Annotated in this window: 19 protein-coding genes; 7 read left to right on the top strand and 12 right to left on the bottom strand. The window is 60.7% G+C overall.

All coding sequences use genetic code 11. From position 1 onward, the window contains the following. Positions 1–2: 2 nt before the first annotated feature. Genes AC1DQM_RS01165 through AC1DQM_RS01145 form a run of 5 tightly spaced genes read right to left on the bottom strand, consistent with a single transcriptional unit; the run spans position 3 to position 3,849 of the window. Complete coding sequence (locus AC1DQM_RS01165) at positions 3–833, bottom strand: DUF2797 domain-containing protein (RefSeq protein ID WP_018929611.1); 831 nt, start codon at positions 831–833, stop codon at positions 3–5. After that, positions 830–1,090: a YeaC family protein gene (locus tag AC1DQM_RS01160; protein ID WP_007937782.1), complete on the bottom strand. Its 261-nt coding sequence runs from the start codon at positions 1,088–1,090 to the stop codon at positions 830–832. The genes AC1DQM_RS01165 and AC1DQM_RS01160 overlap by 4 nt, the downstream gene beginning before the upstream one ends. A gap of 31 nt (positions 1,091–1,121) precedes the next feature. After that, positions 1,122–1,991, bottom strand: coding sequence for a rhomboid family intramembrane serine protease (locus tag AC1DQM_RS01155; protein ID WP_019648963.1), 870 nt, complete (start codon positions 1,989–1,991; stop codon positions 1,122–1,124). After that, positions 1,988–2,962 carry a metallophosphoesterase gene (locus AC1DQM_RS01150; RefSeq protein ID WP_172901237.1) on the bottom strand — a complete coding sequence of 325 codons (975 nt, stop codon included), beginning with the start codon at positions 2,960–2,962 and terminating at the stop codon, positions 1,988–1,990. Before AC1DQM_RS01150 ends, AC1DQM_RS01155 begins: the two co-directional genes overlap by 4 nt. Then, positions 2,959–3,849, bottom strand: coding sequence for an NAD(+) kinase (locus AC1DQM_RS01145; RefSeq protein ID WP_007906781.1), 891 nt, complete (start codon positions 3,847–3,849; stop codon positions 2,959–2,961). The genes AC1DQM_RS01150 and AC1DQM_RS01145 overlap by 4 nt, the downstream gene beginning before the upstream one ends. A gap of 112 nt (positions 3,850–3,961) precedes the next feature. Between AC1DQM_RS01145 and AC1DQM_RS01140 the strand changes: the two genes are divergently transcribed. Beyond that, positions 3,962–4,912: a DUF1853 family protein gene (locus AC1DQM_RS01140; RefSeq protein WP_477745695.1), complete on the top strand. Its 951-nt coding sequence runs from the start codon at positions 3,962–3,964 to the stop codon at positions 4,910–4,912. Between the two features lie 22 nt (positions 4,913–4,934). On the opposite strand, the gene AC1DQM_RS01135 is transcribed toward AC1DQM_RS01140, so the two are convergent. Beyond that, complete coding sequence (locus AC1DQM_RS01135; protein WP_477745694.1) at positions 4,935–6,218, bottom strand: arsenic transporter; 1,284 nt, start codon at positions 6,216–6,218, stop codon at positions 4,935–4,937. A 145-nt stretch (positions 6,219–6,363) separates the two neighbouring features. After that, positions 6,364–6,924 (bottom strand): NADPH-dependent FMN reductase, encoded by a 561-nt coding sequence (locus AC1DQM_RS01130; RefSeq protein ID WP_018929616.1) that lies wholly within the window; start codon positions 6,922–6,924, stop codon positions 6,364–6,366. Between the two features lie 184 nt (positions 6,925–7,108). Between AC1DQM_RS01130 and AC1DQM_RS01125 the strand changes: the two genes are divergently transcribed. Continuing rightward, complete coding sequence (locus AC1DQM_RS01125) at positions 7,109–7,345, top strand: hypothetical protein (protein ID WP_018929617.1); 237 nt, start codon at positions 7,109–7,111, stop codon at positions 7,343–7,345. A gap of 88 nt (positions 7,346–7,433) precedes the next feature. Then, positions 7,434–8,327 carry a LysR substrate-binding domain-containing protein gene (locus AC1DQM_RS01120; RefSeq protein WP_019579322.1) on the top strand — a complete coding sequence of 298 codons (894 nt, stop codon included), beginning with the start codon at positions 7,434–7,436 and terminating at the stop codon, positions 8,325–8,327. Here the strand turns inward: AC1DQM_RS01120 and AC1DQM_RS01115 are convergent. The 5 genes from AC1DQM_RS01115 to AC1DQM_RS01095 form a co-directional block, all read right to left on the bottom strand. Continuing rightward, a complete protein-coding gene (locus AC1DQM_RS01115) occupies positions 8,293–8,907 on the bottom strand; it encodes a GNAT family N-acetyltransferase (RefSeq protein WP_007937773.1) in 615 nt (204 codons plus the stop codon). The two genes, AC1DQM_RS01120 and AC1DQM_RS01115, sit on opposite strands and share 35 nt — an antisense overlap. 14 nt (positions 8,908–8,921) lie before the next feature. Then, positions 8,922–11,177 (bottom strand): Orn/Lys/Arg family decarboxylase, encoded by a 2,256-nt coding sequence (locus AC1DQM_RS01110; RefSeq protein WP_064618221.1) that lies wholly within the window; start codon positions 11,175–11,177, stop codon positions 8,922–8,924. Between the two features lie 305 nt (positions 11,178–11,482). After that, positions 11,483–12,241 carry a DNA polymerase III subunit epsilon gene (dnaQ, locus tag AC1DQM_RS01105; protein ID WP_007937771.1) on the bottom strand — a complete coding sequence of 253 codons (759 nt, stop codon included), beginning with the start codon at positions 12,239–12,241 and terminating at the stop codon, positions 11,483–11,485. 91 nt (positions 12,242–12,332) lie between these two features. Further along, positions 12,333–12,785, bottom strand: coding sequence for a ribonuclease HI (gene rnhA / locus AC1DQM_RS01100; RefSeq protein ID WP_003180633.1), 453 nt, complete (start codon positions 12,783–12,785; stop codon positions 12,333–12,335). A gap of 93 nt (positions 12,786–12,878) precedes the next feature. Continuing rightward, positions 12,879–13,637 (bottom strand): methyltransferase domain-containing protein, encoded by a 759-nt coding sequence (locus AC1DQM_RS01095; RefSeq protein ID WP_018929621.1) that lies wholly within the window; start codon positions 13,635–13,637, stop codon positions 12,879–12,881. Positions 13,638–13,702: 65 nt separating this feature from the next. Here AC1DQM_RS01095 and gloB point away from each other — a divergent pair, with 65 nt between their 5' ends. The 4 genes from gloB to AC1DQM_RS01075 all read left to right on the top strand — a co-directional run bounded on the left by gloB (position 13,703) and on the right by AC1DQM_RS01075 (position 19,976). Then, positions 13,703–14,470 carry a hydroxyacylglutathione hydrolase gene (gene gloB, locus AC1DQM_RS01090; RefSeq protein WP_018929622.1) on the top strand — a complete coding sequence of 256 codons (768 nt, stop codon included), beginning with the start codon at positions 13,703–13,705 and terminating at the stop codon, positions 14,468–14,470. A 99-nt stretch (positions 14,471–14,569) separates the two neighbouring features. After that, positions 14,570–16,024: a transglycosylase SLT domain-containing protein gene (locus AC1DQM_RS01085; protein ID WP_018929623.1), complete on the top strand. Its 1,455-nt coding sequence runs from the start codon at positions 14,570–14,572 to the stop codon at positions 16,022–16,024. Between the two features lie 281 nt (positions 16,025–16,305). Beyond that, a complete protein-coding gene (locus tag AC1DQM_RS01080; protein ID WP_064618223.1) occupies positions 16,306–18,138 on the top strand; it encodes an extracellular solute-binding protein in 1,833 nt (610 codons plus the stop codon). Further along, on the top strand, positions 18,135–19,976 hold the full coding sequence (locus AC1DQM_RS01075; RefSeq protein WP_477745693.1) for an extracellular solute-binding protein: 1,842 nt from the start codon (positions 18,135–18,137) through the stop codon (positions 19,974–19,976). Before AC1DQM_RS01080 ends, AC1DQM_RS01075 begins: the two co-directional genes overlap by 4 nt.

Below are 19,976 nucleotides of genomic sequence, written 5' to 3'. Positions count from 1 at the left end.
CCTTACTGATGCACGGCGAGCTGGTAGGCCGTGTATTTACGAATATTGATCACGCCGGTGTCGAAAATCAGGTATTGACCCTTGATCCCCAACAGCGTGCCTTCGGCAATCGGGTTCTTGTCCAGGTTGAAGCTGACGATTTTGGCCGGGTACTGCTCGACCGGATAGCGGATTTCGAGCGGTTCGACGTCGGTAATTGTCTGGATTGCTTGTAGGCCGAATCGTTCCTGCAAACTGTGCAAACCTTCGGCACAGCTTTCAAACAGCTGATCGCGAACCTGCGCCAGGTCCACCGACACCGCATCGCCCTTGAGCAAAGCACGCCAGTTGGTCTTGTCAGCGACTTGACTGCGGAACAGGTCTTCGACGAAGCCCGACTGCTGGCGGGTCGAGACGCGCACGATCGGCAAGGCCTGGCTGGCACCCTGATCGAGCCAACGGGTCGGCAGTTGGGTGGCGCGGGTAATGCCGACCTTGATCCCCGACGAATTGGCCAGGTAAACCACATGGTCGGTCATGCAGAACTTCTCGCCCCACTCAGGCTCCCGGCAAGTGCCGGCATCGTAGTGGCAACGCTCCGGGCTCATGATGCAGATGTCGCACTGGGCCAGTTTGGTCATGCACGGGTAGCAGTAACCCTGGCTGAAACTGGTTTTGGTCTTGCGTCCGCAATGGGTGCAGTGGATCGCCCCCAGGTACTCCAGGCGCACCGTGGTGCCGATCAACGGATTGACCGGTACCTCGGCGTCGCCCAGACGAAAAGCGTACTGCACGTTCGGCCCGTCAAGGCGCGCCGACATTTTGCTGATTGCACCGCGGCCAATCTCGATCAATGGATGGCATCCGACTTGAACAGAATATTCGGCACTTCGATCGACTTCGACGCGCACTCCTGCGGGCCCATGTAGCCGGTGCGCTGTTCCTCGGGCAGGTTCTGGATTTCCCAGGCGATCATCGCTTGCAGGGACAGTTCGCGCTGCTCGGCGGTGAGTTTGCCACCGTCGGACCATTTGCCGATTTCCACCGCCAGTTTCAGGCTCTGGTAGATATCCGGGGTAATGTTTTTGATCATTTCGTTAAAAGAGGACATCAAGGGCTCCGCGCTCTTCATTCATAACTGATTAGACGGCCAGTTTACGGCGGTTGTACAAACCGCCCAACAAACCGGTGAAGCATCCGATGAGTAACCCGCCGACGTGGGCCGCGTTGGCAATTTCGCCGAAACCGATCATCGAGACCAGCCCCGACAGGCACAACAACAGCCACACCAGCATCATCACCAACACCCCACGAGGCAGGCGATAAGCCGGGTTCGGCGACAACAACTGGAAGATCCAGCAATGCCCGAGCAGGCCGTACAGCACCCCGGACAACCCGCCAAACAGGGTCGGGCCGCTGAAAAAAAACTGGGCATAGTTGGATACCAGGCTGAACAGCAACGTCAGGCCGATCAGGTTGATGCTGCCCTGACGCGACTCGATGCGCCGCCCCAGCTCCCAATACCACATGCCGTTCATGGCCAGGTGCAGGATGCCGAAGTGGATCAGCATCGGCGTCACCAGACGCCACCACTGCCCCGCCGCCAGGCTGTCGGCCAGTGGCGTGAAATGGATGTATTCGCCGACCACGCGGAAATCGAGGAAGGTCAGCCAGCGCATCGTCTCGAGGTTTTCGCCCAGCAGCGTCACCACGCCGACGATCAGGCTCAGCAACAGCACGAACGCCGTGGCCTTGCTGTGGCGCAACTGCTCGACAAAACCCGGACGTTGCAGGGTCGGCGCCACCGGGATATCCAGTTGCTGATCGGGGTCGCCGGCCGGAAAGCGTTCGTACAACGAGCGCACGTCTTCGCTGATGCTGGCCGGTACCCACAGTACCTGCTCGCCCGCCTCTTCGCTGACCCGATGGGGCACTTGCATGCGCTGCAGCAGTTTGACGAACCCGCTCAAATCTACCGCCAGTGGTAGACGCAATACCGCCACCGCCGTCATTGCAACACCTCCGGCCGCTCGACATCGACCCAGACAAATTTATGCGGGTCGAGACGGGTTTCCTGATCCAGACGATAAGCGACCAGTTTGCCGTAGAGCACCGCGCTGTAATCCAGGCACGCCAGGTTCGGACGGATCGGCGCCGGTTTGCCGCTGCGCCAGTAGTGGCCGACGAACAGCATCGGCTCATCGATGCCGTAGCGCAGCAAGTTGTCTTTTTCACTGGACGACAGCGGTGTGCGGGCCACCGGCTCGGGCAAGGCGTCGGGCTGGAACACGATGTCTCCGTAGGTTTGCGGGTCGTCTTCCCAGAATTTAGTGCGAAAGAACGAGCGCGTCAGGCCGTCGCCGCTGGTCATGGTCAAGCCGTGGGGCAAGCGCATGTCGGTGCCGCGCAGCAGGCGATCGAACACGGTGCAGGCGAAACTGCCGGGCACTGCGGAGGCCTGGAGGAAATGCTCGTCGATGCAACCGTCGGGGAACAACCCGCGCAACGGCTCGATCAGGCTGGCATCCCAACAGGCATGCACCACGCGGAAACGCTCGGCATCGACGAACAATGGCAGCTTGTAGAACCATTGCAGGAAGTCGTGCCAATCCTGGGGATGATCTTCGAACTGGGTCAGGGTTTCCTGAAGCAGGCGGGCGTGGCGCGGGGTGTGCTCGCGCACGAACTGTTTGCCGCTGCCCGGCAGCGCCGGCGTGCTCCAGCCGAGGGCGTTGAATTCATGATTGCCCATGATGCACAGCGCCTGGCCGGCCTCGACCATGTCGTGGACGATGTGCAGCGCCTCGCGAATCCGCGGGCCGCGGTCGATGATGTCGCCGAGGAACACCGCCATGCGCGACGGATGCCGCCAGACACCTGCCTGTTTGTGGTAACCGAGCCGGTCGAGCAAGTGCTCAAGGGTCAGAGCGCAACCGTGCACGTCACCGATCAGGTCGTAGCTACGCGCGGGATCGAGCATCAGTCGCCTCCACCACCCAACTTGCTGCCCCAGCCGAGCTTGGTCCGGCAGACTTCGTAGTAGTTGTGGTCGAGTGGGTGAATCAGCCGCAGCTTCTGCGCTTTCTTGCTGATGGTGATGGTGTCACCGGGCGCGCAGGTGAAGTGGTTCTGCCCATCACAGGAGACTTGCGGGTAAATCTGCATATCTTTGGACACGACGATTTTCAGCTCACTGTTGCCATCGACCACAATCGGCCTACCCGACAAGGTATGGGGGTACATCGGCACAATCACAATAGCGTCGAGCTTGGGATGCATGATCGGGCCGCCCGCAGACAGCGCGTAGGCGGTCGAACCGGTCGGCGTGGCAACGATCAGGCCGTCGGCCTTCTGGCTGCAGACGAACTGGCCGTCGATGTACAGCTCGAACTCGATCATTCGCGTCGACTTGCCGGGGTGCAGCACTACATCGTTCAGCGCATCGCCCTGGCCGATGGCTTCGGCGTGGCGCCGGACTTCGGCTTGCAACAGGAAGCGGTTTTCCACCAGGTAATGGCCGTCGAGCACTTCGGCGACTTTGACTTCCAGCTCATCGGGGCGAATATCGGTGAGGAATCCCAGGCTGCCACGGTTGATACCGAGCACCGGGATGTTGTGCCGGGCCAGCGCCCGGGCAGCGCCCAGCAGGCTGCCGTCACCACCGACCACAATCACCATGTCACAGACTTCACCGAGCATCTTGCGCGACGAAGTTTGCAGGCCATGGCCCGGCAGGACTTCGGCGATGGTGTCTTCGAGGATCACGTGCAGGTGACGATCGAGCAGAAACCGTTTCAGTCGGCGGACGGTATCCAGCACCTGAGAACTGCCCAGGCGACCGATGATGCCGATATTACGAAATTGCTCCATGAGGCCCCTAACGCGTGTGGCGGCGAAAAACACGATTATGGGCGAAAGCGCGGCGTAGACAAAACCCTTTCAGCCACAACGGTGTGCTCTAGTTTCGGGCTATGCTCGCAAGATGATCCTATTTCCAGACTTGCTCCAGTTACCTCACCAGTTGCGCCACCCTGAAGTGCGCGACCTGGCTTGGGTCATCCTCGCGCCGCCGATGCTCGACGCCACCCCGTGGCCGCAGCGTCATCCCCTGGCCGGCAGCGATTGGGTGCAGGCGCCGGAGCGCCTGGAACACTGGCTCAGGCATCTGGATCGTGACAGTTACGATTTGCTGCACTGGCTGGCCCAGGCCAGGACCCGGCGCCTGGGTTTGTACTACGAACGGCTGTGGCAGTACGCCGTGCGGCACGCACCGGGGATCGAGCTGATCGCCGCCAACATGCCGATCCGTCGCGAAGGCCATACCCTCGGCGAGTTGGACATGCTGCTGCGCGATCGCGATGGTGTGCATCACCTGGAACTGGCGATCAAGCTCTATCTCGGCCCGCAGAACGGTGACGGCCGTGACACCGCGCAGTGGCTCGGACCAGGTTGTCATGATCGGCTGGACCGCAAACTGGAACACCTGAGCCGGCATCAATTACCGATTTCCGCGCGGGCGGAGAGCCGTGATGTGCTGGCGTCGCTGGATATCCAGCAGTTCAGCGCGCATCTATGGCTGGGCGGTTACCTGCTCTATCCGTGGCCGGGGCAGGCCGAACCACCGAGCGGCGCACACCCTCAGCATTTGCGCGGTAGCTGGCTGCACCAGAAGGATTGGGCGGACTTTGTCGTGCAGCGTCCGTTCGGTCGCTGGCAACCTCTGCCCCGCCACGCCTGGCTGGCGCCGGCGCACTATCCCAAGGAGCAGACCTGGAGCGCTGAACAGCTGGACACGTGGCTGAGCGATCTGGACCCGCTGGCACCGGCGCAATTGATGGTGCGGCTGACAGAGAATGCCAAAGGGGATTGGGAAGAGGCCGAGCGGCTGTTTCTGGTGTCCGATCTTTGGCCGAATGTGCCGGGCAGTGGCTAAGTATTGTGGTGAATGGACCGACCTAGATGGACAAGCGCAACGCCAACGCCGCCAACGTCACCAACAACACCGGCACCGTCAGCACAACCCCGACCTTGAAGTAATACCCCCAGCCAATCCGGATATTCTTGCGCTGCAGCACATGCAGCCACAGCAAGGTCGCCAGACTGCCGATCGGGGTGATTTTCGGCCCCAGGTCGCTGCCGATGACGTTGGCGTAGATCATCGCCTCTTTCGCCACGCCGGTCGCCTGACTGGCATCAATCGAGAGCAAGCCGATCAGCACGGTCGGCAGATTGTTCATCACCGACGACAGCAACGCCGTCAGCACCCCGGTGCCCATGGCCGCGCCCCACACGCCGTAACCGGCGAAGCCATCCAGCCAACCGGCCAGATACCCGGTTAGCCCGGCGTTGCGCAGGCCATACACCACGAGGTACATCCCCAAGGAAAAAATCACGATCTGCCACGGCGCTTCTTTCATCACCTTACGCGTGGAAATCTTGTGGCCACGGGCGGCAATGGCCAGCAGCAATGCAGCGCACACCGCGGAGATCGCGCTGATCGGAATGCCCAACGGCTCAAGGGCAAAGCAGCCGAGCAGCAGAATCACCAACACCACCCAACCGGCATAAAACGTTGCGGTGTCGTGAATCGCGGTGACCGGGTCTGCCAATTGCTCGGGATGGTAATCACGGGGGATGTCGCGACGGAAAAACACCATCAACATCGCCAGGGTCGCTGCCACGCTTACCAGATTGACCGGGATCATCACCGCGGCGTAGCGGTTGAAACTGATCTTGAAGAAGTCAGCCGAAACAATGTTCACAAGGTTCGACACCACCAGCGGCAGGCTCGCGGTGTCGGCGATGAAACCGGCCCCCATCACGAACGCCAGGGTCGCCGCCGGGGAAAAACGCAACGCCAGCAGCATGGAAATCACGATCGGCGTAAGAATCAGCGCCGCGCCGTCATTGGCGAACAACGCCGAGACCAGTGCGCCGAGCAGCACCATATAAGCAAAGAGCTTGCGCCCGCTGCCCCGCCCCCAACGGGCCACATGCAACGCGGCCCAGGCAAAGAATCCCGCCTCATCCAGCAGCAGGCTGATGATAATCAGCGCAACGAAGGTGCCAGTGGCATTCCAGATGATCTGCCATACCAGAGGAATATCGCTCAGGTGCACCACCCCGGACAGCAGTGCCAGCACCGCGCCGAATACCGCACTCCAGCCGACGCCCAGGCCTTTGGGTTGCCAGATCACCAGGGTGATGGTCAGCAAAAAAATCAACGATGCGATGAGCATATAAACCCGGTTCCAGCCCGACGGAAAAAACGAAGCGCGGAATATAGGGAGGTTTGAATAGGCCGTAAAGTGAAGGTGGGATGAAATGCCCGATGCAGCAGCTGCCGAGCCTGCGAGACAGCCGCTACGAGCTAAAAGGAAGCGGTCATGGCTTTTTATGCTGCTCGACCCACTGCGCATACGCATTGATGAATTTCTGCAGGAACGGCTTGAGCGACTCCGACAACTTGCCCGCCTCGTCGAACGCTGAACCCGCGCCGCCCAGATAAGCTTCCGGCTGCTGCATGCACGGTACATTGAGAAACACCATCGACTGGCGCACATTGTGGTTGGCGCCAAATCCGCCGACGGCGCCCGGTGAAGCGCTGATCACCGCACCCGGCTTGCCGTCCCAGACACTCTGGCCATAGGGACGCGAACCGACGTCAATCGCATTCTTCAACGGCGCCGGCACCGAACGGTTGTATTCCGGGGTCACGAACAGCACCGCGTCGGATGAACGCACCTGTTGTCGGAAAGTGCTGTAGGCTGCCGGCGGTGAATCGCCATCGATGTCTTCGTTGTACAGCGGCAAATCGCCGATTTCGACGATCGTCAGCTTCAGATTGGCAGGCGCCAGCTCGGCCAGCGCCAGCGCGACCTTGCGGTTGATCGATGCTTTTCTCAGGCTGCCGACCAGAACGGCGATCTCGTAGACGTTGCTCATGGAAGATACTCGACTGTTCGATGGAAAGAGCTTCTAGTTATAGATGATCAAATGACGATTCAACCAGCGGGCGACGGAAAATCGCCGCCCCTGACTATTTTTTTCCTGTAGGAAAACTTACCTCGCCCAACCACGGTCTACAGAACCGCAAATTGAGTGATTTATCTCCAGAGGTTCTAAGCAGATGGCAGCAGTACTCGTCGGTCAGTTCCATGCAAGAGACGCGGAAGGCCGTGTTTATTCCGTGCATGAGTTCCAGGAATCCACCCTGTCGCACGACGGCCTCGCCGGCTCTGCGCCTGTCACCACCTATAAACTGGCCATTGGCGATCGGGTCAACAAACTCGACGACAACGCGTTTGTGCTGGTGCAAACCGGTGTCACCCTCATTCGCGAACCTGAAACGAACGTCGCTTCATAACCCGCTGTTATGAGCAGAAGTCATATGCGCGCACTTGAGTTAGGATTCAGTCACTGACTCCCTCACCTGCTGAACATGGACTTCACGCATGCGTTTACGTCATATCGAAGTGATCCAGGCGCTCCTGCAGACCGGTCACCTGGGCACCGCCGCCGAATGGTTGCAGTTGCCCGTGACCGAGGTTGAACGCACGTTGCGCGATGCCGAGGATCAGTTGGGTTTCATGCTGTTTGCCAGCGTGCGTGGCCGTCTGCAAGCCACGCGCGAGGCGCGGGAGTTGCAGGTCGAGATCGCCCGCGTCTACGAGGCCCTTGAGCCGGTCCAGCGACTGGCCAGCAGCCTCAAGCAATATCTGGCCCCGCCCCTGCGAATCATCTGCACCCCGCCGCTGGCGCAACAACTGTTGCCACAAAGCATCGCCGCCTTGCGCCGGCGTCTCCCCGACGCACCTTGCACCCTGTTGAGCCAGCCAACCCGCGAGATTGTCAGAAGCCTGCTGCTGCGCGAAAGCGATCTGGGCCTGAGCCTGCACGACCCGGACCATGCCGATATCGATTGCCAGGTCATCGCCCAGGGCAAGCTCCAGCTATTGGCACCCCATGGCTGGCTGCAACCGAAACAAAAGTACATTTCCCTGCAAGACTTGGCCGGCCAGTCAATGGTCGGCCTGGAAGGTCACGACCCGCTCAGTCCGGCGCTGGACAACAAGCTGCATGCGCTGCGCCCTGCCCCGGTCATCCAGACCCGGGTGCAGACGCATCAAATGATGCGCAGCATGGTCGAGGCCGGTGAAGGCCTGGCGATTGTCGATCCATTTACCGCCCTCGGCGCCAAATCGGCCGGGCTCGATGCCTGCCCGCTGGCGCCTGCGGTACCGGTCAGCGTCTACGCCCTGCGCCTGAAAAACGCCGAGCCCTCTCCGGCGGTTCAGACGCTGCTGGACATCATCACGGAACAAGCCGTGGCGATGCTGGCGAGCTGATCGGTTTTTCCAGCGGGTTATCGAACAATCGATACCAGAACAATGCGACTTCAGCGGTGTTCGGGTCGATCCCGCGATAACGCAGATGATCGATCCCGCCAACCACGTAGCCACAGCGTTCATACAGCCGGCAGGCCCCAAGATTATTGTTCTGGGTTTCCAGCATGATGCCCGGCAGCTTTTTCTTGCGGCTCCAGAACTGCGCTACGTCCAGCAACGCCTTGGCCACGCCATGGCGACGCGCCGGTGCATGCACCGCCAATTCATCGATATGGGCGAAACCGTTCCAGTTGGTGCTGACCACCAGGTGGCCCACCGGCTCATCATCCAGATAGGCCATGAAAATCGCACTGTCGGCGGCGTCGCGAAAGCTGCTGAACTCTTCGGGATCGATGCCGTAGCACTTGCGATACGGGGTGATTGGCGTCACCGGCCACTGCGCCACCGGCTTGCCGATTTCTGCTGCGCCATAGGCGGCGACTTCAAAACTGAAATCACTGCCCCAGATATAAGCCGCAAAACCCTCATCGGCGACACGCACCGAGAGGCCCGGGTATTTGGGATTCATGACGGGCTGCATACTCGCAAAGGTCCTCATTCCTTGATGCAATCGACGGTGTAGTGCCGTCCATTGCCCTCGTCTTCATGTTGCAAGCCATGCACATCGGCGACAAACCCGGGGAAGCTGCTGTCGAACGCCCGGGCAAATTTCAGGTAATCGATGATCGAGCGGGTCGACTCGGTGAAACGCTCACCGGGCATGATCAACGGGATCCCCGGCGGGTATGGCACCAGCATCACTGCCGCGATCCGCCCGTCCAGGGCATCGATCGAAACGGCCTCCACTTCCCCGCGTACCAATTGATCATAGGCGTCCGCTGGCTTCATCGCGACTTCCGGCAACACCGTGTACATGCGTTTGAGGTGTTTGGCCGTGGCGTTGCTGCGATAACAGGCGTGCAATTGATCGCACAGATCGCGCAACCCCATGCCTTGATAACGGGCCATGTTCTGTTGCGCCACGCACGGCAGGCAGGTGGCCAGGCTGACGTTGGCGTCGTAGCTGCGCTTGAACTCCAGTAACTCGGTCAGCAGCGTGCTCCATTTGCCCTTGGTAATGCCCATCGAGAACAGCACCAGGAATGAATACAGCCCGGTCTTTTCCACGACCAGCCCGCGTTCCCAGAGGAACTTGCTGACTACCGCCGCCGGAATCCCCCGCGCACTCAGCGCGCCGCCCGCCGTCAGCCCCGGCATCACCAGCGTGACCTTGATCGGATCGAGCAGCACATAGTCGTCAGTCACGCCGCCAAAGCCGTGCCAATCGGCGTCGGGTTGCAGCAGCCAGTCTTCGGCGGCCACCTGCTCGATGGCTTCGACCGAGGGCGGCTGCCAGATGGAAAACCACCAGTCATCGGCGGCGATATGCTGGCGCAGATTGGCCAGCGCCCGGCGAAAACTCAGCGCTTCGTCGAACATTTCCTGTAGCAACGAACGACCGGCCGGCCCTTCCATCATCGCCGAGGCCACATCCAGCGAGGCGATGATGCTGTACTGCGGCGAGGTCGAGATGTGCATCATGAACGCTTCGTTGAAACGGTCACGATCCAGCTGCCGTGCACCGCCGTCCTGCACGTGAATCATCGAGGCCTGGCTGAACGCCGCCAGCAGTTTGTGTGTGGAGTGAGTGGTGAACACCAAGGGGCTGTCTTCGCTGCGGGACGTGCCCATGCCATAACGGCCGGCGAAGAACTCGTGGAATGCCGCGTAGGCGAACCAGGCCTCGTCGAAATGCAGCACCTCGACGCTGTTGCCCAGGCTCTGTTTGATCAGTTCGGCGTTGTAACAAAGGCCGTCATAAGTCGAGTTGGTCACCACCGCCAACTTGACCTTGGGCTCGCGGCCCTGGGTCAGTGGGCTCGCGTCGATCTTGGCCTGGATTGATTCGCGGCTGAACTCACTCAACGGAATCGGGCCAATGATCCCCAGCTCATTGCGCTCCGGGCACAGGTACAGCGGAATCGCGCCGGTCATGATGATCGCGTGCAACACTGACTTGTGGCAGTTGCGATCCACCAGCACCAGATCATCGCGTGCCACCATGGAATGCCAGACGATCTTGTTGGCGGTCGAGGTGCCATTGATCACGAAAAAGGTGTGATCGGCGCCGAAGTTGCGAGCCGCTCGCGCTTCCGCCTCAGCCAGCGGGCCAGTGTGATCGAGCAGCGAACCGAGTTCCGGCACCGACACCGACAAATCCGAACGCAGGGTATTTTCCCCGAAAAACTGGTGAAACGCCTGCCCTACCGGGCTCTTGTGATACGCCACGCCGCCGCCATGCCCCGGCGTGTGCCAGGAATAATTGGAGTCTGCGGTGTGCTGCACCAGCGCCTTGAAGAACGGCGGCAACAGGCCGTCCAGGTACTTGCGCGCCGCGCGGGCAACCTGACGGGCAAGGAATGGCACGGTATCTTCGAACAAATAGAGAATGCCGCGCAGCTGATTGAGCTCGGCCATGGCGTCGGCCGGGGCGTTTTCCAGGGTGACTTGCTCGCCCAGGGCGAAAATCGGCAGCTCCGGCGCCCGAACCCGCGCCAGGCGAATCAGTTCGGCCATGTTGTGCAGAAGATGCGCGTGAGTGCTGGCGTCTTCGGCGGCAATCAACATGCAGGCAAGGCCGTGATGGGTCGAGGCGACCAGACGCCCCTCGGTGTAATCGACCGCCGAAACGATACTGAAACCTTCCTGCTCCAGCTCCCGGGCAATGCCACGCACACGATCACCGGCAACGGTGTCGGCCTTGATGTCGCGGTGGACGATCAGGACCGGGAATTTCAAATCTTTATACATGAGGCTCGGCGTCCTGAGGCAGCAGACCGTGGCCTGCCAATCACCTCAGGGTAGAGGGTTGGAGCGCATGTGGCGAGGGGGATGCCCCGTGGCGGGTCGGCTGACGCACCAATATGTGGCCTGACACCCCGGATGAGAGAGGATTTTTGTAATGGAGATTTTGAAGGGACAGGTTTTTCTGTGGCGAGAGGGCTTGCCACCGTTCGGCTGCGCAGCAGTCGTAAATCCTGCCAACGCGGTGAATTTGAAAAAATCCGGGGCCGCTTCGCGCCCCAACGGGGGCAAGCCCCCTCACCACAAGGGACTCAGGCCTGGGCCTTGGCCTCGGCCAATTGCTGCCACAGCGACGGCGCGCCGGCGGATTTGGCAATGGCTTCCAGACGCGCAACGTGTTGGGCCAGATCCTCTTCACTGGCGCGGATGATCCGGGTCGGCTGACGATCGGCCGGCAGACGACGGATTTCCGTGGCGGAATTATCGGCGCCTTCGCCCGAACCGTTGCCATCGGACGCGTTACCGGCCAGCGACAGGCTGGTCTGGCCGCCGGTCATGGTCAGGTAAACGTCGGCGAGAATCTCGGAGTCGAGCAAGGCGCCGTGCAGTTCACGGCCGGAGTTGTCGACGCCATAGCGTTTGCACAAGGCGTCGAGGCTGTTGCGCTGCCCCGGGTGACGTTCCCGGGCCATTATCAGGGTGTCGAGGATCGTGCAGTGTTGTGTGATGTCCGCGCGATCGTGCTGGCCCATCAGGGCAAATTCGTTGTTGATGAAGCCAACGTCGAACGCCGCGTTATGGATGATCAGCTGTGCGCCCTTGATGAACTCGAAAAATTCATCGGCCACTTCAGTGAAACGCGGCTTGCCCACCAGAAATTCGTTAGTGATGCCGTGGACGCCGATGGCGCCTTCGTCACTCTCGCGATCCGGTTGCAGGTAAACGTGGAAATGCCGGCCGGTCAGGCGCCGACCGATCAACTCGACACAACCGATTTCGATAATCCGGTGGCCGTCGGTCACCGGCATGCCGGTGGTTTCGGTATCGAGTACAACGGATCTGGTGGCCATCAGTGCTCAGCTCTCAACGGGTCAATCGTGCAAAAGCGGCGATGTTAACACGCTCGCGGGGGTCTTTCAGATAGACCGTGTTACGCCGGAATCAAGCCTGTTTGTACCCGCGCACTTCATCCACGCCACGGTTGGCCAGTTGGTCGGCCCGTTCGTTGCCATGATGGCCGATGTGCCCACGCACCCATTTCCAGGTGACGTTGTGGCGGTTGACCTGCTCGTCGAGCAGTTTCCACAGGTCGGCGTTTTTCACTGGTTCCTTCGCGGCGGTTTTCCAGCCGCGTTTCTTCCAGTTGGCCATCCACTCGTTGATGCCTTTCATCACGTACTGGGAGTCGGTCACCAGCAGCACGTCGCAAGAACGCTTGAGCTCTTCCAGGCCACGGATCGCCCCCATCAGCTCCATGCGGTTGTTGGTGGTGTTGGCTTCGCCGCCCCAGAGTTCTTTTTCAACGCCCTTGCACACCAGCAACGCGCCCCAGCCGCCTGGGCCAGGGTTGCCCTTGCAGGCGCCATCGGTGAAGAGTTCTACGCTATCGCTCATGCCAATCTATCCAGAAAATGCGCTGGCTCGCCGATCGGTGACCGACGATGCCCGAGGCCGGGGCATACCCGGCCGGGAATATAAAAAAGTGTATTACGGTTCGATGTGACGACGATTGACCTTGGCCATCGGCAACGGAATCAGCTTGCCCATCGGCTCGCGCCGTACCTGGCGCACCGGCCGCAGCCCCACCACGATCTTGCGCGCGACTAATAAATAGAAGCCGCCACCCGACAATTGCCAGTCACCGGCCTTGCGCTCCCAACCGGCCAGACGAGCTTGCCAGGCAGGTGACGCAAGCGGCGGACGATAGCACCCGAAGCGGCGTTTCTCCAGCGCGAAGCCCAGCAGGTTCAGCCAGTCGCTGACCCGCGACGGCGAAATGCAGCGCGCCTTGCGCAAGGCGTCATGGGCGAACACATGACGCAGGCCCCAACTGCTCCAGGGGTTGATCCCGATAATCAGCAGATGCCCGCCAGGGCGCACACTGCTCGCCGCTTCGCGCAACAAGCCGTGTGGCGACAGGCAGAAATCCAGCCCATGCTGCAACACCACCACATCGGCGGCATGCTCGCTCAAGGGCCAGGCCTGCTCTTCGCAGACGATCTCGACCCCCGGCAACGGCGCGCCGAGTCGCACATTGCGCTGCACCTGCGGCGCCGCCGGTGGCGTCTGTGCCGAGGGGCCGTAATGCACCAGATAGCCGCCGAAGAAACGCCCCAACTCGTCTTCGAGCATGCGTCGTTCTTCGTCCAGCAAAAATTGCCCGATGGGACCGGACAGCCAGTCACGGGCCGCGCTGATCAATGCCAGCCAGTCAGGATCAGCCTGAGCGAACGCTTTATCGGTCATTGCATTCTCCAACGCGCCAGGAAGCTCTAAGATGCGCCAATGTTTTCCGCTTGGCGAATCCGACGATGATACAGATCAGTGCCCTGCCCGCCTTCACCGACAACTACATCTGGTTGTTACAAGACCACAGCACCCAGCGCTGCGCCGTAGTCGATCCGGGCGATGCCGCGCCCGTAGAGGCGTGGCTCGCGGCGCACCCGGGTTGGGTGCTAAGCGATATTCTGATCACTCATCACCATCATGACCATGTCGGCGGCGTCGAGCGGCTGAAAAAAGCGACAGACGCAACCGTCCATGGCCCGGCCAGCGAGACCATCCCGGCACGGGACGTGGCCCTCAAGGACAGCGACCGGATCAACGTGCTGGGCTGGGACTTCGATGTCATCACAGTACCGGGCCATACCCTGGGGCATATCGCCTATTACCACCGCGGTCATCTGTTTTGCGGCGACACCCTGTTCGCTGCCGGTTGCGGACGCTTGTTCGAAGGCACGCCCGAGCAAATGCATCACTCGCTGAGCCGCCTCGCGGCGCTTCCCGAAGACACGCTGGTCTACTGCACCCACGAGTACACCCTGAGCAATCTGAAGTTTGCCGTGGCGGTCGAACCGGGCAATCCCGACACCCTCGAACGACTGGCCAAAGTCACCCGTCAACGGGAAGCCGGAATCATGACGCTGCCTTCGACCCTGGCGCTGGAAAAGCTCACCAATCCGTTTTTGCGTACCGGCGAAACATCCGTTAAAGAAAAAGTGGACGAACGGAATGGAACCGAAAACCGGGCTCCGAGTGCGGTCTTTGCTGCATTGCGGGCTTGGAAAGATACGTTCTAAGCTGCCTGCGCAATGGTATAAAAATTCTGAATGGTTGACCGCAGGGGGTGTGCTTTCTAGAATCGCCCGACATTTTCGCCCGGAACTTACTTCCAGCCAATGTCGTCACCTATTCGTAAAGCCACCAATTCAGACGCATTGACCCGCTTGGCTCAAGCCATCGCGGTGGCTGTGTCCGCCACTTTGGCGGGCTGTTCAAGCCATGTGCCGCAGACCGAAGCGACACACACACCGAATATCGCAGCGCGAGCCAAGCAAAAACCAATCTGGCTCAGCGAAAAACCAACACCGCAAGTTCCCCAGGACGTCTGGGAGCGCATGCGCCAGGGCTTCCAGTTGCAGGACAACCTGGGCGTCAACCCGCGCATCGAGCAGCAGCGCCTGTGGTTCGCCAGCAACCCGTCCTTCCTCGAAAACGCCGGCGAACGCGGCAGCCTCTATATTCACTACATCGTCGAACGCCTTGAAGAGCGCAACATGCCGCTGGAACTGGCGCTGTTGCCAGTGATTGAAAGCGCCTACAACCCGATGGCCTATTCCCGGGCCGACGCGGTGGGCCTTTGGCAATTCATTCCTTCCACCGGGCGTTACTTCAACCTGCGTCAAACCCGTTTCTATGATGGCCGTCGCGATATCACCGCCTCGACCACCGCGGCCATGGATTACCTGACCCGCCTGCACGACATGTTCAACGGTGACTGGCTATTGGCCCTGGCGGCCTACAACGCCGGCGAAGGCACGGTCAGCCGGGCCATCGAGCGCAACGAGAAACTCGGTCTTCCAACCGACTATTGGAACCTGCCGCTGCCAGCGGAAACCCAGGCCTATGTGCCGAAGCTGCTGGCTCTGTCGCAAGTTGTGTTGGCGCCCGATGCCTATGGCGTGAACCTCAAGTCGATCGCCAACGAACCGTACTTCCAGGTCGTCGAAATCAACCAGCGCATGGACCTGTCCAAGGTTGCCGCGGTGGCCAACATCGACGAAGACGAACTGTTCCAGCTCAACCCGGCCTTCAAGCAACGCACTACCATCGACGGTCCCCAGCATCTGCTGGTGCCGACGTCCAAGGCGCAACTGCTGACTGCCAGCCTGTCGACCATGCGTCCTGAAGAGCTGATCAGCCAGCGGCCGCTCAAGCCGGTGTTCGAAGGTGCCGACGACAACGAAATCGCCAGCATCAAGCGCGCCTACCGGGTCAAGCGCGGAGAAAATCTGGCCTCCATTGCCAGGGCCAACAAGGTTGACGTCAAGGACCTGCAACGCTGGAACAAGCTGAACGGCAAGAACCTCAAGGTCGGCCAGACCCTTGTGATGCAGGACACCACCAAGCGCAGCGGCGGTCGCATCAACACTGTCGTGGCGGCGAACAGCAAAACCAGCGGCAAGTCAGACAAACAGAAGCCGCAGACCCAGTACAAGGTCCAGCAAGGTGACTCGTTGTACATGGTTGCCAAACGTTTCAATGTCGAAATGCAACACCTCAAGCGCTGGAACCCTCGGGTAGGCCAGGCGCTGAAACCGGGTCAGATGCTGACGGTTTCTTCCCCGCATTAAACAGCACGCCCCGTCTAGGGGCTTTTGTGGCGAGGGGGCTTGCCCCCGTTGGGATGCGAAGCAGCCCCCTCAACCTGCAACGGGTTTCTTCTGACAGACAGCGCACCGGTTTCACGACTGCTTCGCAGCCGAACGGGGGCAAGCCCCCTCGCCACAGGTATCGCGCTTGCAGGCCAATCCCCTAACAATTAATCGCACATTAAGCCCCGTCTTTTTCCTGTCGATACAAGCTGTTACTGTACGGCCCACAAAGCCCAAGCCGCCTGGATCGGATCTCTGACTTGAAGCGTCCCCTCCTCCTGCTCCTGATCAGCCTGGCCTTGAGCTCCCCCGCAAGCGCGACGATCAGCGAAAGCCACGGTTATGCGCAGTTCGGCACGCTCAAGTACCCGGCCAGATTTACCCACTTCGACTGGGTCAACCCGCAAGCGCCCAAGGGCGGTACGTTGCGGGTGATGGCGTTTGGCACCTTCGATACGCTCAACCCTTACACCTTCAAAGGTTCGAGCCCGGTTTCCACGCCCAACTTCCTGCAATACGGCATCAACGAACTCAACGAACCGCTGATGGTCGGCACCGGCCAGTACGCGCCGTCGGGCGATGAGCCGACGTCCAGTTATGGCCTGATCGCCCAATCGGTGGAATACAGCGAAGACCGCAGCTGGGTGGTGTTCAACCTGCGCCCCGAAGCGCGCTTCCACGATGGCACGCCGATCACCGCTTACGATGTCGCGTTTTCTTACCGTCTGCTGCTCAAGGAAGGTCATCCGCAATACCGCACCAACCTGCAGGAAGTGTCGCGGGTCGACATCCTCAACCCGCAGCGCATTCGCTTCGTCTTCAAGCGCTCCGGTAATCCGTTGCTGATCCTGCGCCTGGGCGAGTTGCCGGTGTTGCCCCAGCATTACTGGAAAGATCGCGACTTCAAGGCCACCACCTTCGAGCCGCCATTGGGCAGTGGGCCGTATCGCATCACTTCGGTAACCCCCGGGCGGCAGATCGTCTTCGAACGGGTCAAGGATTACTGGGGCAAGGACCTGCCGGTCAATCGCGGCAAATACAACGTCGATCGCATGGAAGTCGAGTTCTACCGTGACAGCGACGTGGCCTTCGAAGCGTTCAAGGCCGGCGAGTTCGACATCTACATCGAGCATCAGGCGAAAAACTGGGACAACGGCTACGACTTCCCGGCCGTGCGCCGTGGCGAGGTGATCAAGGCGCAGATCCCGCACCAGATCCCGACCCAGAGCCAGGGCCTGTTCATGAACACTCGGCGGTCGACCTTCGCCCAGATCAAGGTCCGTGAAGCGCTGGGACTGATGTTCGATTTCGAGTGGACCAACCGCACGCTGTTCAGCGGCGCCTACACACGCGCCATGAGTTACTACCCCAACAGCGAGTTCTCTGCCACGGGACTGCCGGTCGGCCACGAGTGGCTGTTGCTCAAGCCCTATCGCGATCAGTTGCCCGCCAAGCTGCTCACCGAGCCGTTCAGCCTGCCGCAGACCGAAGGCCGCGGCATTCCGCGCGAAACCATGCGCAAGGCCTTGGGCCTGCTCGCCGAAGCCGGCTGGAAGCTCAATGGCCAGCGGCTGCAGAACAGCATCGGCCAACCGCTACGCTTCGAGATCCTGCTGGTCAACCCGAACCTGGAGCGGATCCTTCAGCCTTACGTCGAGAACCTCGCCAGCATCGGTATCGACGCACGGCTGCGCACGGTCGATCGCGCCCAGTACAAACAGCGCCTCGATCAATTCGATTTCGACATGATCCTGATGACCCTCAACCAGACCCTCAGCCCGGGCCTGGAACAATGGCAGTACTTCCACTCCAGCCAGGTCGGGATCAAGGGCAGCAAGAACTACGCAGGCATCGCCGACCCGGTGGTCGACCATTTGCTCGAACAACTGCTCGGCGCCCAGACCCGGGATGAACAAGTCGCCGCCGGCAAGGCGCTCGACCGGGTGCTGCTATGGCAGCACTACATCATTCCCAACTGGTACCTCAATTATCACCGCTTGGCCTACCGCAACCGGTTCGCCTTCGTCACCACGCCGCCCTACACCCTGGGCCTGAGCGCTTGGTGGCTGAAATCTTCGGAGAAAGATCAATGACTCCCTTACGCGCCCTGCTCTTGCAGGCCAGCGGTCTGTTGTTCGCCGGGCTGGCCTGCGCCGCCCCGCAACACGCCTTGACCCTGTACAACGAGCCGCCGAAATACCCGGCCGACTTCAAGCACTTCGATTACGTAAACCCCGACGCGCCGAAGGGCGGAATCTTCCGTCAGGCCGGGTTCGGTGGCTTCGACAGCCTCAATCCGTTCATCAGCAAAGGCGTGCCGGCCGACGACATCAGCATGATCTACGACACCCTGGCCAAGCAGGGTCTGGATGAACCCTTCACTGAATACGGCCTGATCGCCGGCAAAATCGAGAAAGCCCCGGACAACAGCTGGGTGCGCTTCTACCTGCGTCCCGAAGCTCGTTTTCACGACGGCCACCCGGTGCGCGCCGAAGACGTGGTGTTCAGCTTCCAGACCCTGATCAAGGACGGCGCCCCGCTCTACCGCGGCTATTACAGCGACGTGGAAGAAGCGATCGCCGAAGACCCGCTCACCGTGCTGTTCAAGTTCAAGCACACCAACAACCGCGAACTGCCGCTGATCCTCGGCCAATTGCCGGTATTGCCCAAGCATTGGTGGGCCACCCGCGACTTCAACAAGGGCAACCTGGAGCTACCGCTGGGCAGCGGCCCGTACAAAGTCAGCGAAGTGAAGGCCGGGCGCTCCGTGCGCTATGAACGGGTCAAGGATTACTGGGGCAAGGACCTGCCAGTCAATCGCGGGTTCTACAACTTCGATGTGATGACCACTGACTATTACCGCGACAACACCGTCGCACTGGAAGCACTCAAGGCCGGTCAGTTCGACTACTGGCTGGAAATATCCGCGAAAAACTGGGCCAAGGCCTACAACATTCCGGCGGTGACCGAAGGGCGGCTGATCAAGGAAGAAATCCCCAACGGCAACCCCACCGGCATGCAAGGCTTCGTGTTCAACCTGCGTCGTCCGGTGTTCCAGGATGTGCGCGTGCGCCAGGCGCTGACCCTGTTGCTGGACTTCGAGTGGACTAACAAGCAACTGTTCAACGGCGCCTACGTGCGTACCCGCAGTTACTTCGAAAACTCGGAAATGGCCGCCACCGGCCTGCCGGACGCCGATCAACTGGCGATTCTCGACCCGTTCCGCGGCAAGATTCCCGAGCAAGTGTTCAGCGAGGCGTTCCAGAACCCGCTGACCGACGCCAGCGGCATGATCCGCACCCAGCAGCGCAAAGCCTATCAACTGCTGCAAGAGGCCGGCTGGCGGATCGTCGACGACAAGATGGTCGACGCCACCGGCAAACCGGTGAGCATCGAGTTCCTGCTGGCCCAGACCGAGTTCGAGCGGGTGCTGCTGCCGTTCAAGCGCAACCTCAGCGACCTGGGCATCGATCTGGTGATCCGTCGGGTCGACGTCTCGCAGTACATCAACCGCGTACGCTCCCGGGACTTCGACATGATCGTCGGCAGTTTCCCGCAATCCAACTCGCCGGGTAACGAACAGCGCGAGTTCTGGATGACCGCCGCCGCCGACAAACCCGGCAGCCGCAACTCCATGGGCCTTAAAGACCCAGTGGTGGACCAACTGGTCGAGCAACTGATCAACGCCGATTCGCGCAAAAGCCTGGTGGCCCACGCCCGGGCGCTGGACCGGGTGCTGCAATGGGGCTATTACGTGATCCCCAACTGGCACATCAAGACCTGGCGCGTGGCGTACTGGAACCACATCGGCCACCCGAAGGTTTCACCCAAATATGACATCGGCATCAATACCTGGTGGGTCAAACCCGACGCGACACCTGCGATAGAAGTCGAAACAAAACTGCAAGCCGACCCTGCGGGCACGGAGTAA

It is taken from the genome of Pseudomonas sp. 01L34 (assembly GCF_056400265.1).
The sequence above is the reverse complement of the archived record's forward strand: the minus strand, read 5'-3'. Positions and strand labels throughout refer to the sequence as shown.